This is a genomic window from Streptomyces nidicola, from assembly GCF_050106155.1.
Taxonomy (GTDB): domain Bacteria; phylum Actinomycetota; class Actinomycetes; order Streptomycetales; family Streptomycetaceae; genus Streptomyces.
In genome coordinates, this window is sequence record NZ_JBNBPI010000001.1 from 5,517,804 (window position 1) to 5,536,131 (window position 18,328).

General features: G+C 68.4%; 12 protein-coding genes and 2 rRNA genes. 9 read left to right on the forward strand and 5 right to left on the reverse strand.

Features of this window, described 5'->3' with window-relative positions:
- Positions 1-194: 194 nt before the first annotated feature.
- Positions 195-3,318 (forward strand): 23S ribosomal RNA (locus ACOKM3_RS25095).
- 89 nt (positions 3,319-3,407) lie between these two features.
- A 5S ribosomal RNA gene (gene rrf / locus ACOKM3_RS25100) occupies positions 3,408-3,524 on the forward strand.
- Between the two features lie 86 nt (positions 3,525-3,610).
- Here rrf and ACOKM3_RS25105 read toward each other — a convergent pair.
- The 5 genes from ACOKM3_RS25105 to ACOKM3_RS25125 form a co-directional block, all read right to left on the reverse strand.
- On the reverse strand, positions 3,611-4,921 hold the full coding sequence (locus ACOKM3_RS25105) for a DUF58 domain-containing protein (RefSeq protein ID WP_426903288.1): 1,311 nt from the start codon (positions 4,919-4,921) through the stop codon (positions 3,611-3,613).
- A gap of 36 nt (positions 4,922-4,957) precedes the next feature.
- Positions 4,958-5,947 (reverse strand): AAA family ATPase, encoded by a 990-nt coding sequence (locus ACOKM3_RS25110; RefSeq protein ID WP_426903289.1) that lies wholly within the window; start codon positions 5,945-5,947, stop codon positions 4,958-4,960.
- A complete protein-coding gene (locus ACOKM3_RS25115) occupies positions 5,947-7,113 on the reverse strand; it encodes a DUF4350 domain-containing protein (RefSeq protein ID WP_426906891.1) in 1,167 nt (388 codons plus the stop codon). Before ACOKM3_RS25115 ends, ACOKM3_RS25110 begins: the two co-directional genes overlap by 1 nt.
- A gap of 167 nt (positions 7,114-7,280) precedes the next feature.
- Positions 7,281-7,973: a DUF4129 domain-containing protein gene (locus ACOKM3_RS25120; protein ID WP_426903290.1), complete on the reverse strand. Its 693-nt coding sequence runs from the start codon at positions 7,971-7,973 to the stop codon at positions 7,281-7,283.
- Between the two features lie 4 nt (positions 7,974-7,977).
- Complete coding sequence (locus ACOKM3_RS25125) at positions 7,978-9,327, reverse strand: glycerophosphoryl diester phosphodiesterase membrane domain-containing protein (protein ID WP_426903291.1); 1,350 nt, start codon at positions 9,325-9,327, stop codon at positions 7,978-7,980.
- 140 nt (positions 9,328-9,467) lie between these two features.
- On the opposite strand from ACOKM3_RS25125, the gene mtnA reads away from it, so the two are divergent.
- From mtnA to ACOKM3_RS25160, 7 genes are all read left to right on the forward strand, one after another.
- Complete coding sequence (gene mtnA, locus ACOKM3_RS25130; RefSeq protein WP_426903292.1) at positions 9,468-10,655, forward strand: S-methyl-5-thioribose-1-phosphate isomerase; 1,188 nt, start codon at positions 9,468-9,470, stop codon at positions 10,653-10,655.
- A gap of 4 nt (positions 10,656-10,659) precedes the next feature.
- The gene (gene mtrA, locus ACOKM3_RS25135; RefSeq protein ID WP_306324333.1) at positions 10,660-11,349 is read left to right on the forward strand and encodes a two-component system response regulator MtrA; all 690 of its coding nucleotides are present in this window, start codon (positions 10,660-10,662) and stop codon (positions 11,347-11,349) included.
- Between the two features lies 1 nt (position 11,350).
- Entirely contained in the window at positions 11,351-13,507 is a 2,157-nt protein-coding gene (mtrB, locus tag ACOKM3_RS25140) for an MtrAB system histidine kinase MtrB (protein WP_426903293.1), read from the forward strand.
- Positions 13,491-15,353: an LpqB family beta-propeller domain-containing protein gene (locus ACOKM3_RS25145; protein ID WP_426903294.1), complete on the forward strand. Its 1,863-nt coding sequence runs from the start codon at positions 13,491-13,493 to the stop codon at positions 15,351-15,353. Before mtrB ends, ACOKM3_RS25145 begins: the two co-directional genes overlap by 17 nt.
- A gap of 126 nt (positions 15,354-15,479) precedes the next feature.
- Complete coding sequence (locus tag ACOKM3_RS25150; RefSeq protein WP_426903295.1) at positions 15,480-16,307, forward strand: ComF family protein; 828 nt, start codon at positions 15,480-15,482, stop codon at positions 16,305-16,307.
- Positions 16,308-16,642: 335 nt separating this feature from the next.
- Positions 16,643-17,338: a ribosome hibernation-promoting factor, HPF/YfiA family gene (gene hpf, locus ACOKM3_RS25155; RefSeq protein WP_426903296.1), complete on the forward strand. Its 696-nt coding sequence runs from the start codon at positions 16,643-16,645 to the stop codon at positions 17,336-17,338.
- 204 nt (positions 17,339-17,542) lie between these two features.
- Entirely contained in the window at positions 17,543-18,295 is a 753-nt protein-coding gene (locus tag ACOKM3_RS25160) for a response regulator (RefSeq protein ID WP_426903297.1), read from the forward strand.
- Positions 18,296-18,328 lie beyond the last annotated feature (33 nt).

Below are 18,328 nucleotides of genomic sequence, written 5' to 3' on the forward strand. Positions count from 1 at the left end.
GGACTGTTAGTACTGCTTCGGCGTGGAACACAGAGCTTCAACTGAACGTGTCGGGCACGCTGTTGGGTGTCTGAAGGTACGGGCTGTAGAGCCTGATCCTTCAGTGCCGGCCCCAGTGCACTCGAACCTGCTGGTTCGGGGTGATGGGTGGTTGGTCGTTGTTTGAGAACTGCACAGTGGACGCGAGCATCTGTGGCCAAGTTTTTAAGGGCGCACGGTGGATGCCTTGGCACCAGGAACCGATGAAGGACGTGGGAGGCCACGATAGTCCCCGGGGAGTCGTCAACCAGGCTTTGATCCGGGGGTTTCCGAATGGGGAAACCCGGCAGTCGTCATGGGCTGTCACCCGCTGCTGAATATATAGGCAGTGTGGAGGGAACGCGGGGAAGTGAAACATCTCAGTACCCGCAGGAAGAGAAAACAACCGTGATTCCGGGAGTAGTGGCGAGCGAAACTGGATGAGGCCAAACCGTATACGTGTGAGACCCGGCAGGGGTTGCGTGTACGGGGTTGTGGGATCTCTCTTTTACGGTCTGCCGGCCGTAAGACGAGTAAGAAACCGTTGATGTAGGCGAAGGACATGCGAAAGGTCCGGCGTAGAGGGTAAGACCCCCGTAGTCGAAACATTAGCGGCTCGTTTGAGAGACACCCAAGTAGCACGGGGCCCGAGAAATCCTGTGTGAATCTGGCGGGACCACCCGTTAAGCCTAAATATTCCCTGGTGACCGATAGCGGATAGTACCGTGAGGGAATGGTGAAAAGTACCGCGGGAGCGGAGTGAAATAGTACCTGAAACCGTGTGCCTACAAGCCGTGGGAGCGTCGCGCATTGAGTTTACTCAATGCGTCGTGACTGCGTGCCTTTTGAAGAATGAGCCTGCGAGTTTGCGGTGTGTTGCGAGGTTAACCCGTGTGGGGAAGCCGTAGCGAAAGCGAGTCCGAATAGGGCGACATAGTAGCGCGCTCAAGACCCGAAGCGGAGTGATCTAGCCATGGGCAGGTTGAAGCGGAGGTAAGACTTCGTGGAGGACCGAACCCACCAGGGTTGAAAACCTGGGGGATGACCTGTGGTTAGGGGTGAAAGGCCAATCAAACTCCGTGATAGCTGGTTCTCCCCGAAATGCATTTAGGTGCAGCGTCGTGTGTTTCTTGCCGGAGGTAGAGCACTGGATAGGCGATGGGCCCTACCGGGTTACTGACCTTAGCCAAACTCCGAATGCCGGTAAGTGAGAGCACGGCAGTGAGACTGTGGGGGATAAGCTCCATGGTCGAGAGGGAAACAGCCCAGAGCATCGACTAAGGCCCCTAAGCGTACGCTAAGTGGGAAAGGATGTGGAGTCGCAGAGACAACCAGGAGGTTGGCTTAGAAGCAGCCACCCTTGAAAGAGTGCGTAATAGCTCACTGGTCAAGTGATTCCGCGCCGACAATGTAGCGGGGCTCAAGCGTACCGCCGAAGTCGTGTCATTCATACACATAGGGCCAACGCCTGTATGGATGGGTAGGGGAGCGTCGTGTGCCGGGTGAAGCAGCACCGGAAGGTAGTTGTGGACGGTTCACGAGTGAGAATGCAGGCATGAGTAGCGATACACACGTGAGAAACGTGTGCGCCGATTGACTAAGGGTTCCTGGGTCAAGCTGATCTGCCCAGGGTAAGTCGGGACCTAAGGCGAGGCCGACAGGCGTAGTCGATGGATAACCGGTTGATATTCCGGTACCCGCTGTGAAGCGAAAGACATCGAATCCAGTGATGCTAAGGCCGTGAAGCCGTTCCGGACCCTTCGGGGAATGGAAAGTGGTGGAGCCGCCGGCCCAAGCTGGTAGTAGGTGAGCGATGGGGTGACGCAGGAAGGTAGTCCAGCCCGGGCGATGGTAGTCCCGGGGTAAGGGTGTAGGCCGTGCGGTAGGTAAATCCGTCGCACACAAGGCTGAGACCTGATGCCGAGCCGATTGTGGTGAAGTGGATGATCCTATGCTGTCGAGAAAAGCCTCTAGCGAGTTTCATGGCGGCCCGTACCCTAAACCGACTCAGGTGGTCAGGTAGAGAATACCGAGGCGTTCGGGTGAACTATGGTTAAGGAACTCGGCAAAATGCCCCCGTAACTTCGGGAGAAGGGGGGCCATCACTGGTGATGAGTCTTGCACTCTGAGCTGGGGGTGGCCGCAGAGACCAGCGAGAAGCGACTGTTTACTAAAAACACAGGTCCGTGCGAAGCCGTAAGGCGATGTATACGGACTGACGCCTGCCCGGTGCTGGAACGTTAAGGGGACCGGTTAGTCACATTTCGGTGTGGCGAAGCTGAGAACTTAAGCGCCAGTAAACGGCGGTGGTAACTATAACCATCCTAAGGTAGCGAAATTCCTTGTCGGGTAAGTTCCGACCTGCACGAATGGCGTAACGACTTCTCGACTGTCTCAACCATAGGCCCGGTGAAATTGCACTACGAGTAAAGATGCTCGTTTCGCGCAGAAGGACGGAAAGACCCCGGGACCTTTACTACAGTTTGATATTGGTGTTCGGTTCGGCTTGTGTAGGATAGGTGGGAGACTTTGAAGCGGCCACGCCAGTGGTTGTGGAGTCGTCGTTGAAATACCACTCTGGTCGTGCTGGATGTCTAACCTGGGTCCGTGATCCGGATCAGGGACAGTGTCTGATGGGTAGTTTAACTGGGGCGGTTGCCTCCCAAAGAGTAACGGAGGCGCCCAAAGGTTCCCTCAGCCTGGTTGGTAATCAGGTGTTGAGTGTAAGTGCACAAGGGAGCTTGACTGTGAGACCGACGGGTCGAGCAGGGACGAAAGTCGGGACTAGTGATCCGGCGGTGGCTTGTGGAAGCGCCGTCGCTCAACGGATAAAAGGTACCCCGGGGATAACAGGCTGATCTTCCCCAAGAGTCCATATCGACGGGATGGTTTGGCACCTCGATGTCGGCTCGTCGCATCCTGGGGCTGGAGTCGGTCCCAAGGGTTGGGCTGTTCGCCCATTAAAGCGGTACGCGAGCTGGGTTTAGAACGTCGTGAGACAGTTCGGTCCCTATCCTCTGTGCGCGTAGGAATATTGAGAAGGGCTGTCCCTAGTACGAGAGGACCGGGACGGACGAACCTCTGGTGTGCCAGTTGTCCTGCCAAGGGCATGGCTGGTTGGCTACGTTCGGAAAGGATAACCGCTGAAAGCATCTAAGCGGGAAGCCTGCTTCGAGATGAGTATTCCCACCCCCTTTGAGGGGTTAAGGCTCCCAGTAGACGACTGGGTTGATAGGCCGGATCTGGAAGCACCGTAAGGTGTGGAGGTGACCGGTACTAATAGGCCGAGGGCTTGTCCTCAGTTGCTCGCGTCCACTGTGTTGGTTCTGAAACCATGAACAACCGTCGAAGCCGATTGGCTACGGCTCCGGTTGACAGTTTCATAGTGTTTCGGTGGTCATAGCGTGAGGGAAACGCCCGGTTACATTCCGAACCCGGAAGCTAAGCCTCACAGCGCCGATGGTACTGCAGGGGGGACCCTGTGGGAGAGTAGGACGCCGCCGAACTATTTTTAGAGAAAAGCCCCGGACCGGGATACGGTCCGGGGCTTTTCTGCGTTTCAGGAGCGTTTTGGGGGAAGCCCCCCCTTTCCTCAAAGGCGGCCGGCGGATTTCAGGGACAGGTAGGCGTCCGCGAGGGCTGGGGCCAATTCGGATGGGGTGGCGTCCACGACGGTGACGCCGTGGCGGGTGAGTTGTTCGGCTGTGCGTAGGCGTTCGGCTTTTGCCTGGGCCGCTGATGCGGCGTCGTAGATGGCTTCTGTGGTGCCTCGGGCCGACGTCATCGATTCGATTTTGGGGTCGGCAACTGATGCCAGGACGACCGTGTGACGCTTCGTGAGGCGTGAGAGTACGGGGAGGAGGCCCTCTTCGATGGGGGCCGCGTCCAGGGACGTAAGAAGGACGATGAGGGATCGGCGGTGCGCTGTGTGCAGGGCTGTCGCCGTGAGGCCTCGGGCGTCCGTTTCGATCAGCTCTGGTTCCAGTGGAGCCATGGCGTTGACCAGGGCAGGAAGGACGTCGCCTGCGGTGCGGCCCTGGACCAGGGCGCGGGTGCGGCGGTCGTAGGCCAGCAGGTCCACGCGGTCGCCGGCTCGGGAGGCCAGGGCGCCCAGGAGGAGCGCGGCGTCCATGGAGGCGTCGAGGCGTGGGGCGTCGCCGACTCGGCCGGCGGAGGTGCGGCCGGTGTCGAGGACCAGGAGGATGTGGCGGTCGCGTTCCGGGCGCCAGGTGCGGACGGCCACCGCGGAGTGGCGGGCCGTTGCGCGCCAGTCGATGGAGCGGGTGTCGTCTCCGGGAACGTACTCGCGGAGGCTGTCGAATTCTGTGCCCTCGCCCCTGGTCAACACGCTGGTGCGGCCGTCGAGTTCGCGGAGGCGGGCCAGCTTGGAGGGGAGGTGTTTGCGGCTGTGGAAGGGCGGCAGGACGCGGACCGTCCAGGGGACTCTGTGAGTGCCTTGGCGGGTGAACAGGCCGAGGGGGCCGTAGGAGCGGATGGTGACGCGGTCGGCCGTGCGGTCGCCTCTGCGGGTGGGCTGGAGGCGCGTCGTGACGCGGCGCCTCTCGCCGGCGGGGATGTTCACGCGGTGGCGGGACGAGTCGTACTCCATGCCGGAGTGCCAGCTGCTCGGGGGCCAGGCGTCGCGGACCCTCGCGCGCAGGGGGCGGCGTGAGGGGTTGGCGATCGTGAGAGTGACGTCGGCCGGGTCGCCGAGGCGTACGGAGGTGGCGCCCGAGCGGGTCAGGCGCAGGCGGCGTACGGGGGCGGCCAGGACGAAGTCGCAGGCGCAGGCCAGGGCCAGCGGGGCGTTGACGGCCAGGATCCCGGTCCAGCTGGGGTCCCAGATGCCGACGGGGAGGGAGCCCAGGGCTGCGAGAAGGGCCGTGCGTCCGGTCAGTGCCATTGTCGTGTCGTCCTCCGTCGGGCGTCGGGCGTCGGGTCAGCGGGGGACGGGGACGTGGGTCAGGATCGCGTTGATGACGGAATCCGGGGTGACGCCCTCCATTTCGGCCTCCGGGCGCAGTTGGATGCGGTGGCGGAGAGTGGGGAGGGCCAGGGCCTTGACGTCGTCGGGGGTGACGTAGTCGCGGCCGGTCAGCCAGGCCCAGGCGCGGGCGGTGGCGAGGAGGGCCGTGGCGCCTCGCGGGGAGACGCCGAGGGTGAGCGATGGGGAATCGCGGGTCGCTCGGCAGATGTCGACTACGTAGGCGGTGATTTCGGGGGAGACCGTTGTCTTGGCGACCGCCGCGCGGGCCGTTTCGAGGTCGGCTGCCGTGGCCACCGGGCGGATACCCGCTGCGTGCAGGTCGCGGGGGTTGAAGCCGGAGGCGTGCCGGGTCAGGACGTCGATCTCGTCCTGGCGGGTGGGCAGCGGAACGTTCAACTTGAGGAGGAAGCGGTCCAGTTGGGCCTCGGGGAGGGGGTAGGTGCCCTCGTACTCGACCGGGTTCTGGGTCGCGACCACCATGAACGGGTCCGGGAGCGGGCGCGCTGTGCCGTCGACCGTGACCTGACGTTCCTCCATCGCTTCGAGGAGGGAGGACTGGGTCTTGGGCGGCGTGCGGTTGATCTCGTCGGCGAGGACGAGGTTGGTGAAGACCGGGCCCGGCTGGAAGGAGAAGCGGGCGGTGTTGGTGTCGTAGACCAGAGAGCCCGTCACGTCGCTGGGCATCAGGTCGGGGGTGAACTGCACGCGCTTCGTGTCGAGTTCGAGGGACGAGGCCAGGGCGCGTACGAGGAGGGTCTTGGCGACGCCGGGCACTCCTTCGAGGAGGACGTGGCCGCGGCAGAGGAGGGCCACGACGAGGCCCGTGACGGTGGGGTCCTGGCCGACCACGGCCTTGGCGATCTCCGTGCGCAGGGCCTCCAAAGACGCCCTTGAGCTGCGGGGATCCGTCGTGGGCCCGGCGTTGTCAGTGGTCGGGTCCATCATGGGTTCCGTACCTCACTTTCGAGGGCGTCGAGGTGGTCGGCGAGTGCGATGAGTGCTGCGTCGGTCGCGGGGGGCGGGCCGAAGAGGAGAGCGTGCGGGTCCCGGGCGGGCGTGGGGAGTTGGCGTGCCAGGGCCGGGAGGAAGGTCTCGGGCGAGTGGGCCTGGGAGACGGGGATGCCGATGAGGGGGGCCAGGCGCGTGCGAGTGGAGATACGTAGGGCCGTGGCGGCGCGGTCGCGGGCGTTCGCCTTGCGGTAGAGGCGGGCACGGCCTTCGACGGTTTCGGAGGCGCGGATCGCGACGGGCAGGCGCTCCTGGACCAGGGGGCCCAGACGGCGTGCGCGCCACAGGGCGGCCAGTGCTGCCGCGATGAAGAGCTGAAGGGTGCCCCAGAGCCAGCCCTTGGGGATCAGGTCGACGAAGCTGCGGTCGTTCTGTGCGTCGTCGGCCGCCGAGTCGTCGGAGAGGGAGGGGAGGTACCAGACCACATGAGGGCGCGAACCGAGGAGTTGAAGGGCGAGCGAGGCGTTGCCCTGTTCGTCGAGGCGGTCGTTGAGAAGGATGTCGGGCGAGCCGAGGACGATCGTGTCGCCTTCGTCGGTGGGGGACGGCAAGCGCAGCAGCGTGGGGGAGCCGTGGCTCGGGAAGCAGGAGTCGGCGCCGGTGAGCGTCGTGCTGTAACGGTGGCCGCCGGTGTCCGCGGGGCCGGCGCGGCGGGCCTCGGGCAGCGCGCAGCCGGGCGCGAGGGGCTTGTCGGCGGCGGGCTCTGGGTCGGTGGTGACGCCGGGGGCCAGCGTGTCGACCGCGGCGGCGCCGGGAGCGACGAGGACGGTGCGGCCGCCGGAGTCGACCGTGGCGGCCTGGAGCCGGGACTGCTGGTGGGCCGTGAGCCGGTCGGGCGCGGCGACCAGGAGGGTCGTGTCGGGGCCTGTCGCCGCGCGGGCCTCGGCGGTTGTGGTGACCACGCGCGTGTCGACGCCCCGGTCAGCGAGGAGTTCGGCGACGGCGCGGCTGCCGCGCTTGTCGGCGGAGCGGGGGTCGAGGGTGCCGTGCTGGTCGCCGGAGCGGACGACCGCGATGATCACGGCTGCGATCAGGAGGAAGGTCAGGGCCAGGGCGATGCCGCGGGTGCGGGTCCAGATTTGGCGGGCGGTGGGGGTGATGGAGGTGGGGCCGTCGGGCGGCGGCGGTGGTGGTGCATGGGGGCCGTCCTCAGGCCGCGGGGCTCCGCCCCGGACCCCGCTGCTCAATCGCCGCAGGGGCTTGAAATGCTCACCCGTGCCTACGGGCTTGATTTGCTGATCCGTGTCACGGGGGTCGGTCGGTTCGGTCACCGGGGCGCTCCCGCGGTGGGCGTGAGGGTGGGGGTGGTGCGTTCCACCTCGGTGTCCAGGGTGGACAGGCGCTCGTACGTCTCCGGGGTCGCGGTGCGGCCGCCGTACGCGACGTCGTCGAAGTCGCGGGCTGCCGCGCGGAGGCGGTCCTCGTGCCGGGGCAGCGGGCGGGCCGCTTCGGCGGAGGCCTCGTCGGCGGTGCGGCCGGGGCGCGGGTCGAGGAGTGCGCGTTCCTCCAGGGAGCGGACGAGGGCGCGCATCCGTTCCTGGACGGCCTGGTTCCAGTGTTCCTGGGCGGCGTGCGCCGCGGCGGCCGCGCGGTGTTCGGCGGCGCTGCGCGGGCGGTCGTCGAAGAGCGGGGGCGCTGAGGCGGGGGAGCGGCGGGGCGTGCCGAGGCGCCACCACAGGGCGGCCGCCACGGCGACGACGGCAAGGAGGATCACGAGCAGGCCGACGGTGCCGCCGGGGGCGGCGCCGGACGCGGCGGAGAAGAGCTCGTCGATCCAGTCCCAGAACTTGTTCAGGGCGCGCATGAACCAGTTCGGGTCGTCCTGGTGGTACGCGGGCTTGGACAGCTCGCGTTTCGCCGCTTCGCGCGCGGGGCCGCGCGGGATCCTCACCGGCGGCTCGTCGCCGCCGGTGAGGACCGACGAGATCGTCGTGCGGAGCACTCCCCCAAGTGCGCTCACGCCATCAACTCCCCGGAGTGGCGCCGGGAGCGGACCCGTAGTCGTGCAGGCCTGCGGCGCGGGCGAGTTCGAGGTCGAGTGCCTCGCGGCGGATCCGCTGGTCGATGTAGAGGAGCACGGTGACACCGGCCGTGATCGGGAAGGTGATGGTGGAGCCGACGACCGAGCCGATGCCGGTGATGATGAGGAAGGCCCAGCCGAAGTTCCCGCCACTGTCCAGGAGACCGGCGAAGCCGTCTCCGCTGACCGCCCCGGCGATGGCGGTGAACGGGAAGAGGATGATCTCCGAGACGACCGCGGCGATCAGGGACGCCAGGATCGTGATTCCGAAGACCCGCCACCAGGAGCCGCGGACCAGCTTGGTGGAGCGGCCCATGGCCTTGCGGACGGTCTGCTTCTCCAGCATCAGCGCGGGCGAGGCCAGCGACAGGCGGACCATCAGCCAGATCGTCACGGCGAAGCCGATGAGACCGCCGACGACGCCGAGTGCGATGCCGCCCTCGGTCGAGCCGAGTGCGCCGACGAGGATGCCGGGCACGATGCTCACCAGCATGATCGCGGCGGCGATCAGCGGGAGCAGCAGCGTCAGGCCGAGCAGCCTGAGGATCTGCGGCCGGGCGTCGCGCCAGGCCTCTCCTATGGTGACGGGCCGACCGAGCACGGCGCGGCTGGTGACCGTCGTCAGCAGGGCTGTAGCGACGATCGTGCCGAGCAGTGTGACGACCGCGACGACCGCGGAGCCGATCAGGAGCGTGCCCAGGGCGCTGAAGATCTCGCGCGGGGTGGCATCGGGATTGTCGAGGGCCGTGGTGGTCGCCGCGTCGTTGAGGACGAAGCCCTGGAGGAGGACCGCCAGGAGCTGGGTGACCACGGCGACCGTCAGGGAGATGCCGAGGACGGTGCGCCAGTAGGTGCGCATCGTCGACACCGCGCCGTCGAGGATCTCGCCGACGCCGAGCGGGCGCAGCGGGATGACGCCGGGCTTGGCCGCGGCGGGCTTGCTCTGCCAGCCGCCGCCCCAGCCGGGGTAGCCGCCGCCTCCGGGGCCGCCGTTTCCGCCTTGGCCGCCCCAGCCTTGACCACCCCAGCCCTGGCCGCCCCAGCCCTGGCCCTGGCCGGGAGCCGGCGGGGGCGGGGGAGGGGCCTGGGCGGAGCCGGAGGGGGCGGACCACTGGGCGGGCGGCGGCTGCTCCTTGGACCACTTCGGGCCCTGGCCCGCGGCGTCCTGCGGGGGCGCGTCCTGCGGACCGCTGCCCTGTGCGTCGCCGTTCTGCTCGGGGCTGTCCTTGCGGGTGCCGTCCGGGCCGTCGGAGGGGGCAGATCCGGGCGATGCCCAGCCCGGAGTGTCGTTCATCGTCGCTCCTTCAAAGTGCCCGACCGCGGTCGCGGCAGCAGGTTGGCTGCCATCGTGCCATGGGGTGGGTGCCGGATGACCTGGCCCCGTGAGGGCTGCACACCTTCAATTGTCGGGTCGGTACGGGGCAGACTGGGCGGATGGCTGATCAGTACGCGCAATCCGGCGAGGACATACGGCCCATCGACGGCGCACAGCCCGAGGCCGTCGACATCCCGGCGATCCGGTGGGAGGAGCCGGCGGAGGGGCCCGTTCTGGTGCTGCTCGACCAGACGCGGCTGCCCGCGGAAGAGGTCGAGCTGGTGTGCACGGATCCGCAGGCCCTGGTGCAGGCGATCCGTACCCTCGCCGTGCGAGGGGCGCCGCTGCTCGGGATCGCGGGGGCGTACGGGGTGGCGCTCGCCGCCGCCCGCGGCTTCGACGTGGAGGAGGCGGCCGACGCGCTGGCGGACGCGCGGCCCACCGCGGTCAATCTGGCGTACGGGGCGCGCAGGGCGCAGGAGGCGTACCGGTCCGCGTTCGAGAGCGGGGCGGGTGACGAGGCGCAGGCCCGGGAGCGGGCTGCCGCGGCGGCGCTCGCCTCGGCGCGGGCGCTGCACGAGGAGGACGCGGCGGCCAGCGCCAAGATGGCCGAGCAGGGGCTGCGGCTCCTCGACGAGCTGGTGCCCGGTGGCAATCACCGCATCCTGACGCATTGCAACACCGGGGCGCTGGTCTCCGGCGGTGAGGGCACGGCTTTCGCGGTCGCGCTCGCCGCGCACCGGGCGGGGCGGCTGCGCCGGCTGTGGGTGGACGAGACGCGCCCGCTGTTGCAGGGGGCTCGCCTGACCGCGTACGAGGCCGCGCGCAACGGGATGGCGTACACCTTGCTCACGGACAACGCCGCAGGGTCGCTGTTCGCCGCGGGTGAGGTGGATGCCGTGCTCATCGGCGCGGACCGGATCGCGGCCGACGGTTCGGTGGCGAACAAGGTGGGGAGCTATCCGCTCGCGGTGTTGGCGCGTTATCACCATGTGCCGTTCATCGTGGTCGCGCCGGTGACGACGATCGACCCGGAGACCGCGGACGGGGCTTCCATCGAGGTGGAGCAGCGGGCCGGGCATGAGGTGACGGAGGTCACGGCGCCGCGGGTGCCGCTGGCCGGAGTGGAGGCAGGTGGCGGGATTCCGGTGGCACCACTGGGGACGCAGGCGTACAACCCCGCGTTCGATGTGACGCCTCCGGACTTGGTGACGGCGATCGTCACGGAGTGGGGCGTTGTGTCCCCTGTGACAAGTGATGGCTTGGGTGAACTGTGTGCCAGTTCACTCCAGGCAACGATGAGCTAATGGGATGATGTGGTCCATGAAGGGACGAGTCCTTGTCGTCGACGACGACACCGCACTGGCCGAGATGCTCGGCATTGTGCTGCGTGGTGAAGGTTTTGAGCCGTCGTTCGTAGCTGACGGCGACAAGGCGCTGGCCGCTTTCCGTGAGACCAAGCCCGATCTGGTGCTGCTCGATCTGATGCTGCCGGGCCGGGACGGTATCGAGGTGTGCCGCCTGATCAGGGCGGAGTCCGGGGTGCCGATCGTGATGCTCACGGCGAAGAGCGACACCGTGGATGTGGTGGTGGGCCTCGAATCGGGGGCCGACGACTACATCGTCAAGCCGTTCAAGCCGAAGGAGCTGGTCGCCCGGATCCGGGCACGGCTGCGGAGATCGGAGGAGCCTGCGCCGGAGCAGCTCGCCATCGGTGACCTGGTCATCGATGTGGCCGGGCATTCGGTGAAGCGAGACGGACAGCCGATAGCGCTGACGCCGCTGGAGTTCGATCTGCTGGTCGCGCTCGCGCGCAAGCCCTGGCAGGTGTTCACGCGTGAGGTGCTCCTCGAGCAGGTGTGGGGCTACCGGCACGCGGCGGACACGCGTCTGGTCAATGTGCATGTGCAGCGGCTGCGTTCCAAGGTCGAGAAGGACCCGGAGCGGCCGGAGATCGTGGTGACCGTCCGAGGCGTCGGTTACAAGGCAGGACCGAGCTGACGTGTCCCGAAACAGTGCCGCTTCGGCGCCCGGGGCCGCGGGGTCCCGCCCGGAGCGGCCTGTGGGGCCCGCGGCGGGACCGACCGCCGCTCGGGGTTCACGGCTGCGCCGGGCCGTCGACGGGAGTCTGCTGCTCCAGGGCGGCATGCAGGGCAGCCCCGTGCTGCGCCTGTTCGCGCGCTGGGTGCGTCGTCCGCTGCTGCCCGCGATGCGGCTGTGGCGGCGGAACATCCAGCTGAAGGTCGTCGTCACGACGCTGCTGATGTCCCTCGGTGTCGTGCTGCTGCTCGGCATCGTCGTCATCGGCTCGGTGCGCAACGGGCTGCTCGATGCCAAGGTGAAGGCCTCGCAGAGCCAGGCCGAGGGCGGTTTCCGCGCGGCCAAGGACAAGGCGGACTCTGCCGCGGCCGGGGTGCGGGACGGTGCGTCCGGTGACAGTCGCACCACGTTGAACCCCAACAACTGGATGAGCGAGCTCGTCACGCAGCTCGCGAGTGGTGGCAAGGGCGCGTTCGACGTCGTGACCCTCAGCTCGAACGATGCCGACAGTGGCAATGGGCGGGCGCCGCGCGGCTCTGGTCTGGTGGACCCGAACCGCAGCGTGCCCGACGATCTGCGGGGGCAGGTCGACCGGATCGCCGGCGCGTCGCAGCAGTACACGAAGATCGTCTACGACGGCGGCAAGGACGCGCAGCCGGGGCTCGTCGTCGGCAAGCGGCTCAACGATCCGCAGGGGCACGCCTATCAGCTGTACTACCTCTTCCCGCTGACGCAGGAGGAGAAGTCCCTGGGGCTGGTCAAGGGGACGCTCGCGACGGCCGGGCTGTTCGTCGTGGTGCTGCTCGGGGCCATCGCCTGGCTCGTCGTGCGGCAGGTCGTCACGCCGGTGCGGATGGCGGCGGGGGTCGCCGAGCGGCTCTCCGCGGGCCGCCTCCAGGAGCGTATGAAGGTCACGGGCGAGGACGACATCGCGCGCCTGGGCGAGGCCTTCAACAAGATGGCGCAGAACCTCTATCTGAAGATCCAGCAGCTCGAGGACCTGTCGCGGATGCAGCGGCGGTTCGTCTCGGACGTCAGCCATGAGCTGCGTACGCCGCTGACGACCGTACGGATGGCCGCCGATGTCATTCATGAGGCGCGGGTCGACTTCGATCCGGTGACCGCGCGGTCCGCGGAGTTGCTGGCCGACCAGCTGGACCGGTTCGAGTCGCTGCTGGCCGACCTGCTGGAGATCAGCCGGTTCGATGCCGGGGCCGCCGCGCTGGAGGCCGAGCCGATAGATCTGCGGGAGGTCGTACGGCGCGTGGTGGGCGGCGCCGAGCCGCTCGCGGAGCGCAAGGGCACGCACATCCGGATCGTCGGCGACGAGCAGCCGGTGGTCGCCGAGGCGGACGCGCGGCGTGTGGAGCGCGTGCTGCGCAACCTGGTGGTGAACGCCGTGGAGCACGGTGACGGCCAGGACGTCGTGGTGCGGCTCGCGACTGCGGGAGGCGCGGTCGCCGTCGCTGTGCGTGACTACGGAGTGGGGCTCAAGCCCGGCGAGGCGACCCGCGTGTTCAGCCGATTCTGGCGGGCCGATCCGGCACGCGCGCGTACTACGGGCGGGACCGGGCTCGGCCTGTCGATCGCCCTGGAGGACGCGCGGCTGCACGGAGGGTGGCTGCAGGCGTGGGGTGAGCCGGGCGGCGGCTCACAGTTCCGGCTCACGTTGCCGAGGACGGTGGACGAGGCGCTGCGCGGTTCGCCGATACCGCTGGAGCCGGAGGATTCGCGGCGCAATCGGGGGCTCGGTGACGCCGGTGTTCCGGGCGCCGACGGCAAGAAGCTCGCCACCGTGCCGGCCCAGGCGCCGCCCGTACCGGCCAGGGCCCCGATCGCCCCGCGCTCCGGGCAGGTGGCGGTGTCCGCCGATCCCACGGCGCTGCCCGGCAGCGGTGCGCGCGTGGTGGCGCGCGGCGGGGCGACGGACGAGCCGCGGCAGGCCGAGGAGCGCGACGAGCACGGTGACCCGGATGGGCACGGTGGGCGTGACGGGCGCGGCGGGCCGCGCGCGGCGGACGACGAGGCGTCGACGGAACCCGGCGCGCCCGCGCGGGCGCGTACGGAGCGGACCGCGGCGACATCGCGCGGTGAGGGGAGCGATGGCGGTCGTGGCTGAACAGCGGGTGCCGCGGCAGCGGCGCGGGATGCGGGCCGGAATGCTGGCCGGGTGCGGGGCGCTCGTACTCGCCGGGTGCGCGTCGATGCCCGACAACGGGGGCCTCGAATCGGTCGAGGCCTCGCAGCGCCCGGACTCACAGGTGCGCGTCTTCGCCCTGCCGCCGAAGGACGACGTCGGGCCCTCCGCCATCGTCGAGGGCTTCCTGGAGGCGCTGACCAGTGACGACCCTTCGTACAGGATGGCGCGCAAGTACCTCACGCCGAAGGCCGCGAAGAACTGGGAGCCCGGGCGGCAGACCGTCGTGCTCGACGACGGGCCCGGTAAGCGCTCGACGGGCCGGCCGAATTCCGAGAACGACGGGCGTTCCTACCAGCTGACCGGCCGTCTGGTCGCCACGGTCGACCAGCAGCAGGCGTACCAGCCGAAGGGCGGGTCGTACCAGGGGGATCTGCACCTGACGCAGGTGAACACCTCCAAGGGCAAGCAGTGGCGGATCGACGCCCTCCCGGAGGGGGTCGTGCTCGGCGAGTCCGACTTCCAGCGGATCTACAGCTCCGTCAACAAGTACTACTACGCGGTGGATTCGACGTCGGGCGGCGAGGCCGGGCAGCGGCGCCTGGTCGCGGACCCCGTCTTCGTACGGCAGTGGACCGACCCGCTGACGGAGACCGTCAAGGAGCTGTTGCAGGGGCCGACGCACTGGCTGAATCCGGTGGTGCGGACCGCGTTCCCGTCGCATGCCGCGCTGAAGAAGGGCACCGACTCGCTGGCGCCGGACGACGCCAACAAGCTGACGGTGCCGCTGAACGAGGCGGGCAGCGGGGCCGGGCAGGCCACGTGCAAGGAGATGGCGGCCCAACTGCTGTTCTCCCTGCGGGACCTGTCGTCGTCGAGCGTGAACGAGGTGGAACTGAAGCGTTCCGACGGCCGGTTCATGTGCGCGATGACCGAGGACGGGGCGGACGCCCTCGCGGCGCCGCGCTCCACCGGGCGAGTCCCGGACCAGTACTTCCTCGACGCCAAGGGCCGCCTGGTGCGGATGCCGGGCAAGAGCAGGTCCGACAAGAGCCCCGAGCAGGTGCCGGGGCCGCTGGGCGAGGGCGAGCAGGTGCTGCGTTCCGTGGCCGTCTCGCGCGACCAGGAGCGCGCGGCGGGGGTCTCGAACGACGGGCGCTCGCTGTACGTGGCGTCGCTGATCGCCGGTGCCTCGCTGGGGGACCCGGTCGCGAGCAGCCACGCCAAGGCGGAGAAGAACGGCTTCACGACACCGAGTTGGGACGGGAACGGCGACCTGTGGGTGGCCGACCGTGATCCGAAGCACCGGCGGCTGCTGATGTTCGGGCAGGGCCAGGCGGACAAGGTGCAGAAGGTCCGGGTCGAGGGGCTCGGTGACGACGCCACCATCGAGACGGTGAAGGCGTCCGCCGACGGAGCGCGCATCGGCCTCCTTGTGGCGGAGAAGGACACCACGTCGCTGTGGATCGGGCGCGTCGAGCGGCACGCGGACGCGAACGGCGACACGGAGGTCTCTGTGACCGAACTGCGCCGGGCCGCACCGCAGATGGAAGAGGTCACGGCCGTGTCGTGGGCGGGCGACAGCCGGCTCGTCGTCGTCGGCCGGGAGCCCGGTGGGCTGCAGCAGATGCAGTACGTACTGAGCGACGGATCGACGCCGACCGGGCAGGCGCTGCCGGGTCTGACCAGGGTCAGCGAGATCGCGGCGTCGGACAACGACGAACTGCCGCTGCTCGCGCACTCCGACGACGGGATCGTCCGCCTGCCCTCCGGGGCGGCGTGGCAGTCGGTGCTGAAGGACGGGACGGCTCCGGTCTATCCGGGGTAGCCGCGCGGGCCGGCGGCCCGGGTGTCACCCACACGTACTCAACCCCTGTTCACAACCGTCGAGTTGTCCACAGGGCATTGTCCACAGGGCTGGTGGGGCGGCCCGCGGGTCGGCACAGTGGTGGGTATGCGGGGGTGGTGGCAGGACCTCTCCGATCTGGTGCTGCCGGCCGAGTGTGCCGGCTGTGGCAGGTCTCGTACGACGCTGTGCGCGCGGTGCTCGGCGGCGTTGCGTGGCGCTGTGCCGAGCCGGGTGCGGCCCCGACCGGCTCCGCCGGGGATGCCGGTCGTGTTCGGCGCCGTCCCGTACCGGAACGCGGTGCGGGCCGTGCTCCTCGCCCACAAGGAGCGTGGTGCGCTCGGCCTCGCCCGGCCGCTGGGTGCGGCGCTCGCCGGGGCTGTGCGGGCCGGACTCGTGGACGGTGGGGCCGGGTGGGGCGGCGGGGCCGGGAGGGCTCCTGGTGGCCCCCTGAGCCCCGTGACGCTGGTCCCTGTGCCGTCCGCGCCGCGGGCCGTGCGGGCGCGCGGGCACGACCCGACGCGGCGGATCGCGTACGCCGCGGCGGCCGAGCTGCGCCGTGCGGGTGTCGCGGCGCGGGTGCTGGCCGTGCTGCGGCAGCGGCGCGCGGTGGCCGACCAGTCGGGCCTGGACGCCCGGCAGCGGCTGGTGAATGTGACGGGCGCGCTGGAAGTGGTGGGCGGTGGCAGCGGGTTGCTCACCGGAATTGGCCGGATCGTGCTGGTCGACGACCTGATCACGACGGGTGCTTCTCTGGCGGAGGCGGCGCGCGCAATAGCGGCCGCGACCGGTTACGTGGAGATCGATAGGGAACGCGAGGCGGATCGGGGCCGCTCCGAGGCAGGCCCGGGAAAGGCCGGCGAGATCACCGGGATCGCGTTTCGGGCAGCTGTGGTGGCAGCGTCTCCGGAATCCTTCGAAATAAACCGGAACTAGTTGGGAATCTGCATCGTTGCAGGTAGAGACAGGGTTCATTCGCTCGGTTGGAGGTACGTGTCAGTAGAGGGTGCCGACAACCGTCCGGGCGAGATATGTTCGGTTGTGAGGAACTCGGCAGAAAGGTCTGAGCCGCTCCTCACCATTGGATTGCCGTGTCAGGCGCATTGCACAGACAATTTCGCAATCACTCGTCGTGGTGGGGTGTAGATCTTGTCCACGGGGGAGGAGGAGGTGGAAGTCACCGAGTCCGAGACTCCGGAAGTGGCCGGAGTCTGGTGCAAGAGGGAGATGCTCCGCCCAAGGAGCGGGGCTATCCGGGAACGGAGTTCTGCGTGGACATCGTCGTCAAGGGCCGCAAGACCGAAGTACCAGAGCGGTTCCGTAAGCACGTGGCCGAGAAGCTGAAGCTGGAGAAGATCCAGAAGCTCGACGGCAAGGTGATCAGCCTCGACGTGGAGGTGTCCAAGGAGCCGAACCCCCGGCAGGCGGACCGCTGCGAGCGCGTCGAGATCACGCTGCGCACGCGGGGCCCGGTGATCAGGGCAGAGGCCGCGGCAAGCGACCCGTACGCGGCGCTGGACCTGGCCACGGACAAGCTCGACGCACGCCTGCGCAAGCAGCACGACAAGCGGTCGTCGCGGCGCGGCAAGCGGATCTCCGCGGCGGAGGTCGCCGAGCACGTCCCGGACGCCGCCCTGCTCAACGTGGACGGCACGATCGCCAAGGCCGAGGAGGCCGAGCCCGACGGCGTACCGACCACCAAGATGGGCTCGCTCGAGGTCAAGGGCGAGGGTCCGCTCGTCGTCCGTGAGAAGACCCACGTGGCGGCACCCATGACGCTCGATCAGGCGCTCTACGAGATGGAGCTGGTCGGGCACGACTTCTATCTGTTCGTCGACTCCGAGACGAAGGAACCCAGCGTCGTCTACCGGCGGCACGCCTACGACTACGGCGTCATCCACCTCAGCACCGACCCCATGGTCTCCCAGGTCAGGGGAGCCGACGCGGGCGACGCCATCGGCGGCTGACCACAACTGACACCCACTCATCGGGTGCCCCTGAGGTGCGTGTGCGCCTCCAGGGGCACCCTCGTGCGACCCCCTGGTGCACCGCACGGCCACCGCGCCGACGCCGGAGCATGAAATCATGGCGGCGCCGGGTCAACCGGCGTGCTGGTGCCTCGGGTTGGCGCGGCACAGGAAGACAGGCCGCGGCCTTCAGGGGGAGGAACGATGGCGGACAGCTTCGGAACGGTTCGGGGCGAGGACGCCGGTGCCGGCGAGGACGGCGTCGGCATGGGGCCGGGTGCCGGATCCTCGCGCGAGGAACCCATCCGGGTGCTTGTGGTGGACGACCATGCCCTGTTCCGGCGCGGCCTTGAGATCGTCCTCAAGGCCGAGGAGGACATCCAGGTCGTCGGCGAGGCGGGCGACGGGGCGGAGGCGGTGGACAAGGCGGCCGATCTGCTGCCGGACATCGTCCTCATGGACGTACGGATGCCCAAGAGAGGCGGCATCGAGGCGTGCACCTCCGTCAAGGAGGTGGCGCCCAGCGCCAAGATCATCATGTTGACGATCAGTGATGAGGAAGCGGATCTCTACGACGCGATCAAGGCGGGCGCGACGGGATATCTGCTGAAGGAGATCTCGACCGACGAGGTGGCCACGGCCATTCGTGCCGTGGCCGACGGGCAGTCGCAGATCAGCCCGTCCATGGCGTCGAAGCTGCTCACCGAGTTCAAGTCGATGATCCAGCGCACGGACGAGCGCCGGCTCGTGCCCGCGCCCCGGCTGACCGACCGGGAGCTCGAGGTGCTCAAGCTGGTGGCGACGGGCATGAACAACCGGGACATCGCCAAGGAGTTGTTCATCTCCGAGAACACCGTGAAGAACCATGTGCGCAACATCCTGGAGAAGCTGCAGCTGCACTCCAGGATGGAGGCCGTGGTGTACGCGATGCGGGAGAAGATCCTGGAGATCCGGTAGGGCGGGTCCCCTGGATCGGGTCTCCTGAGGTGA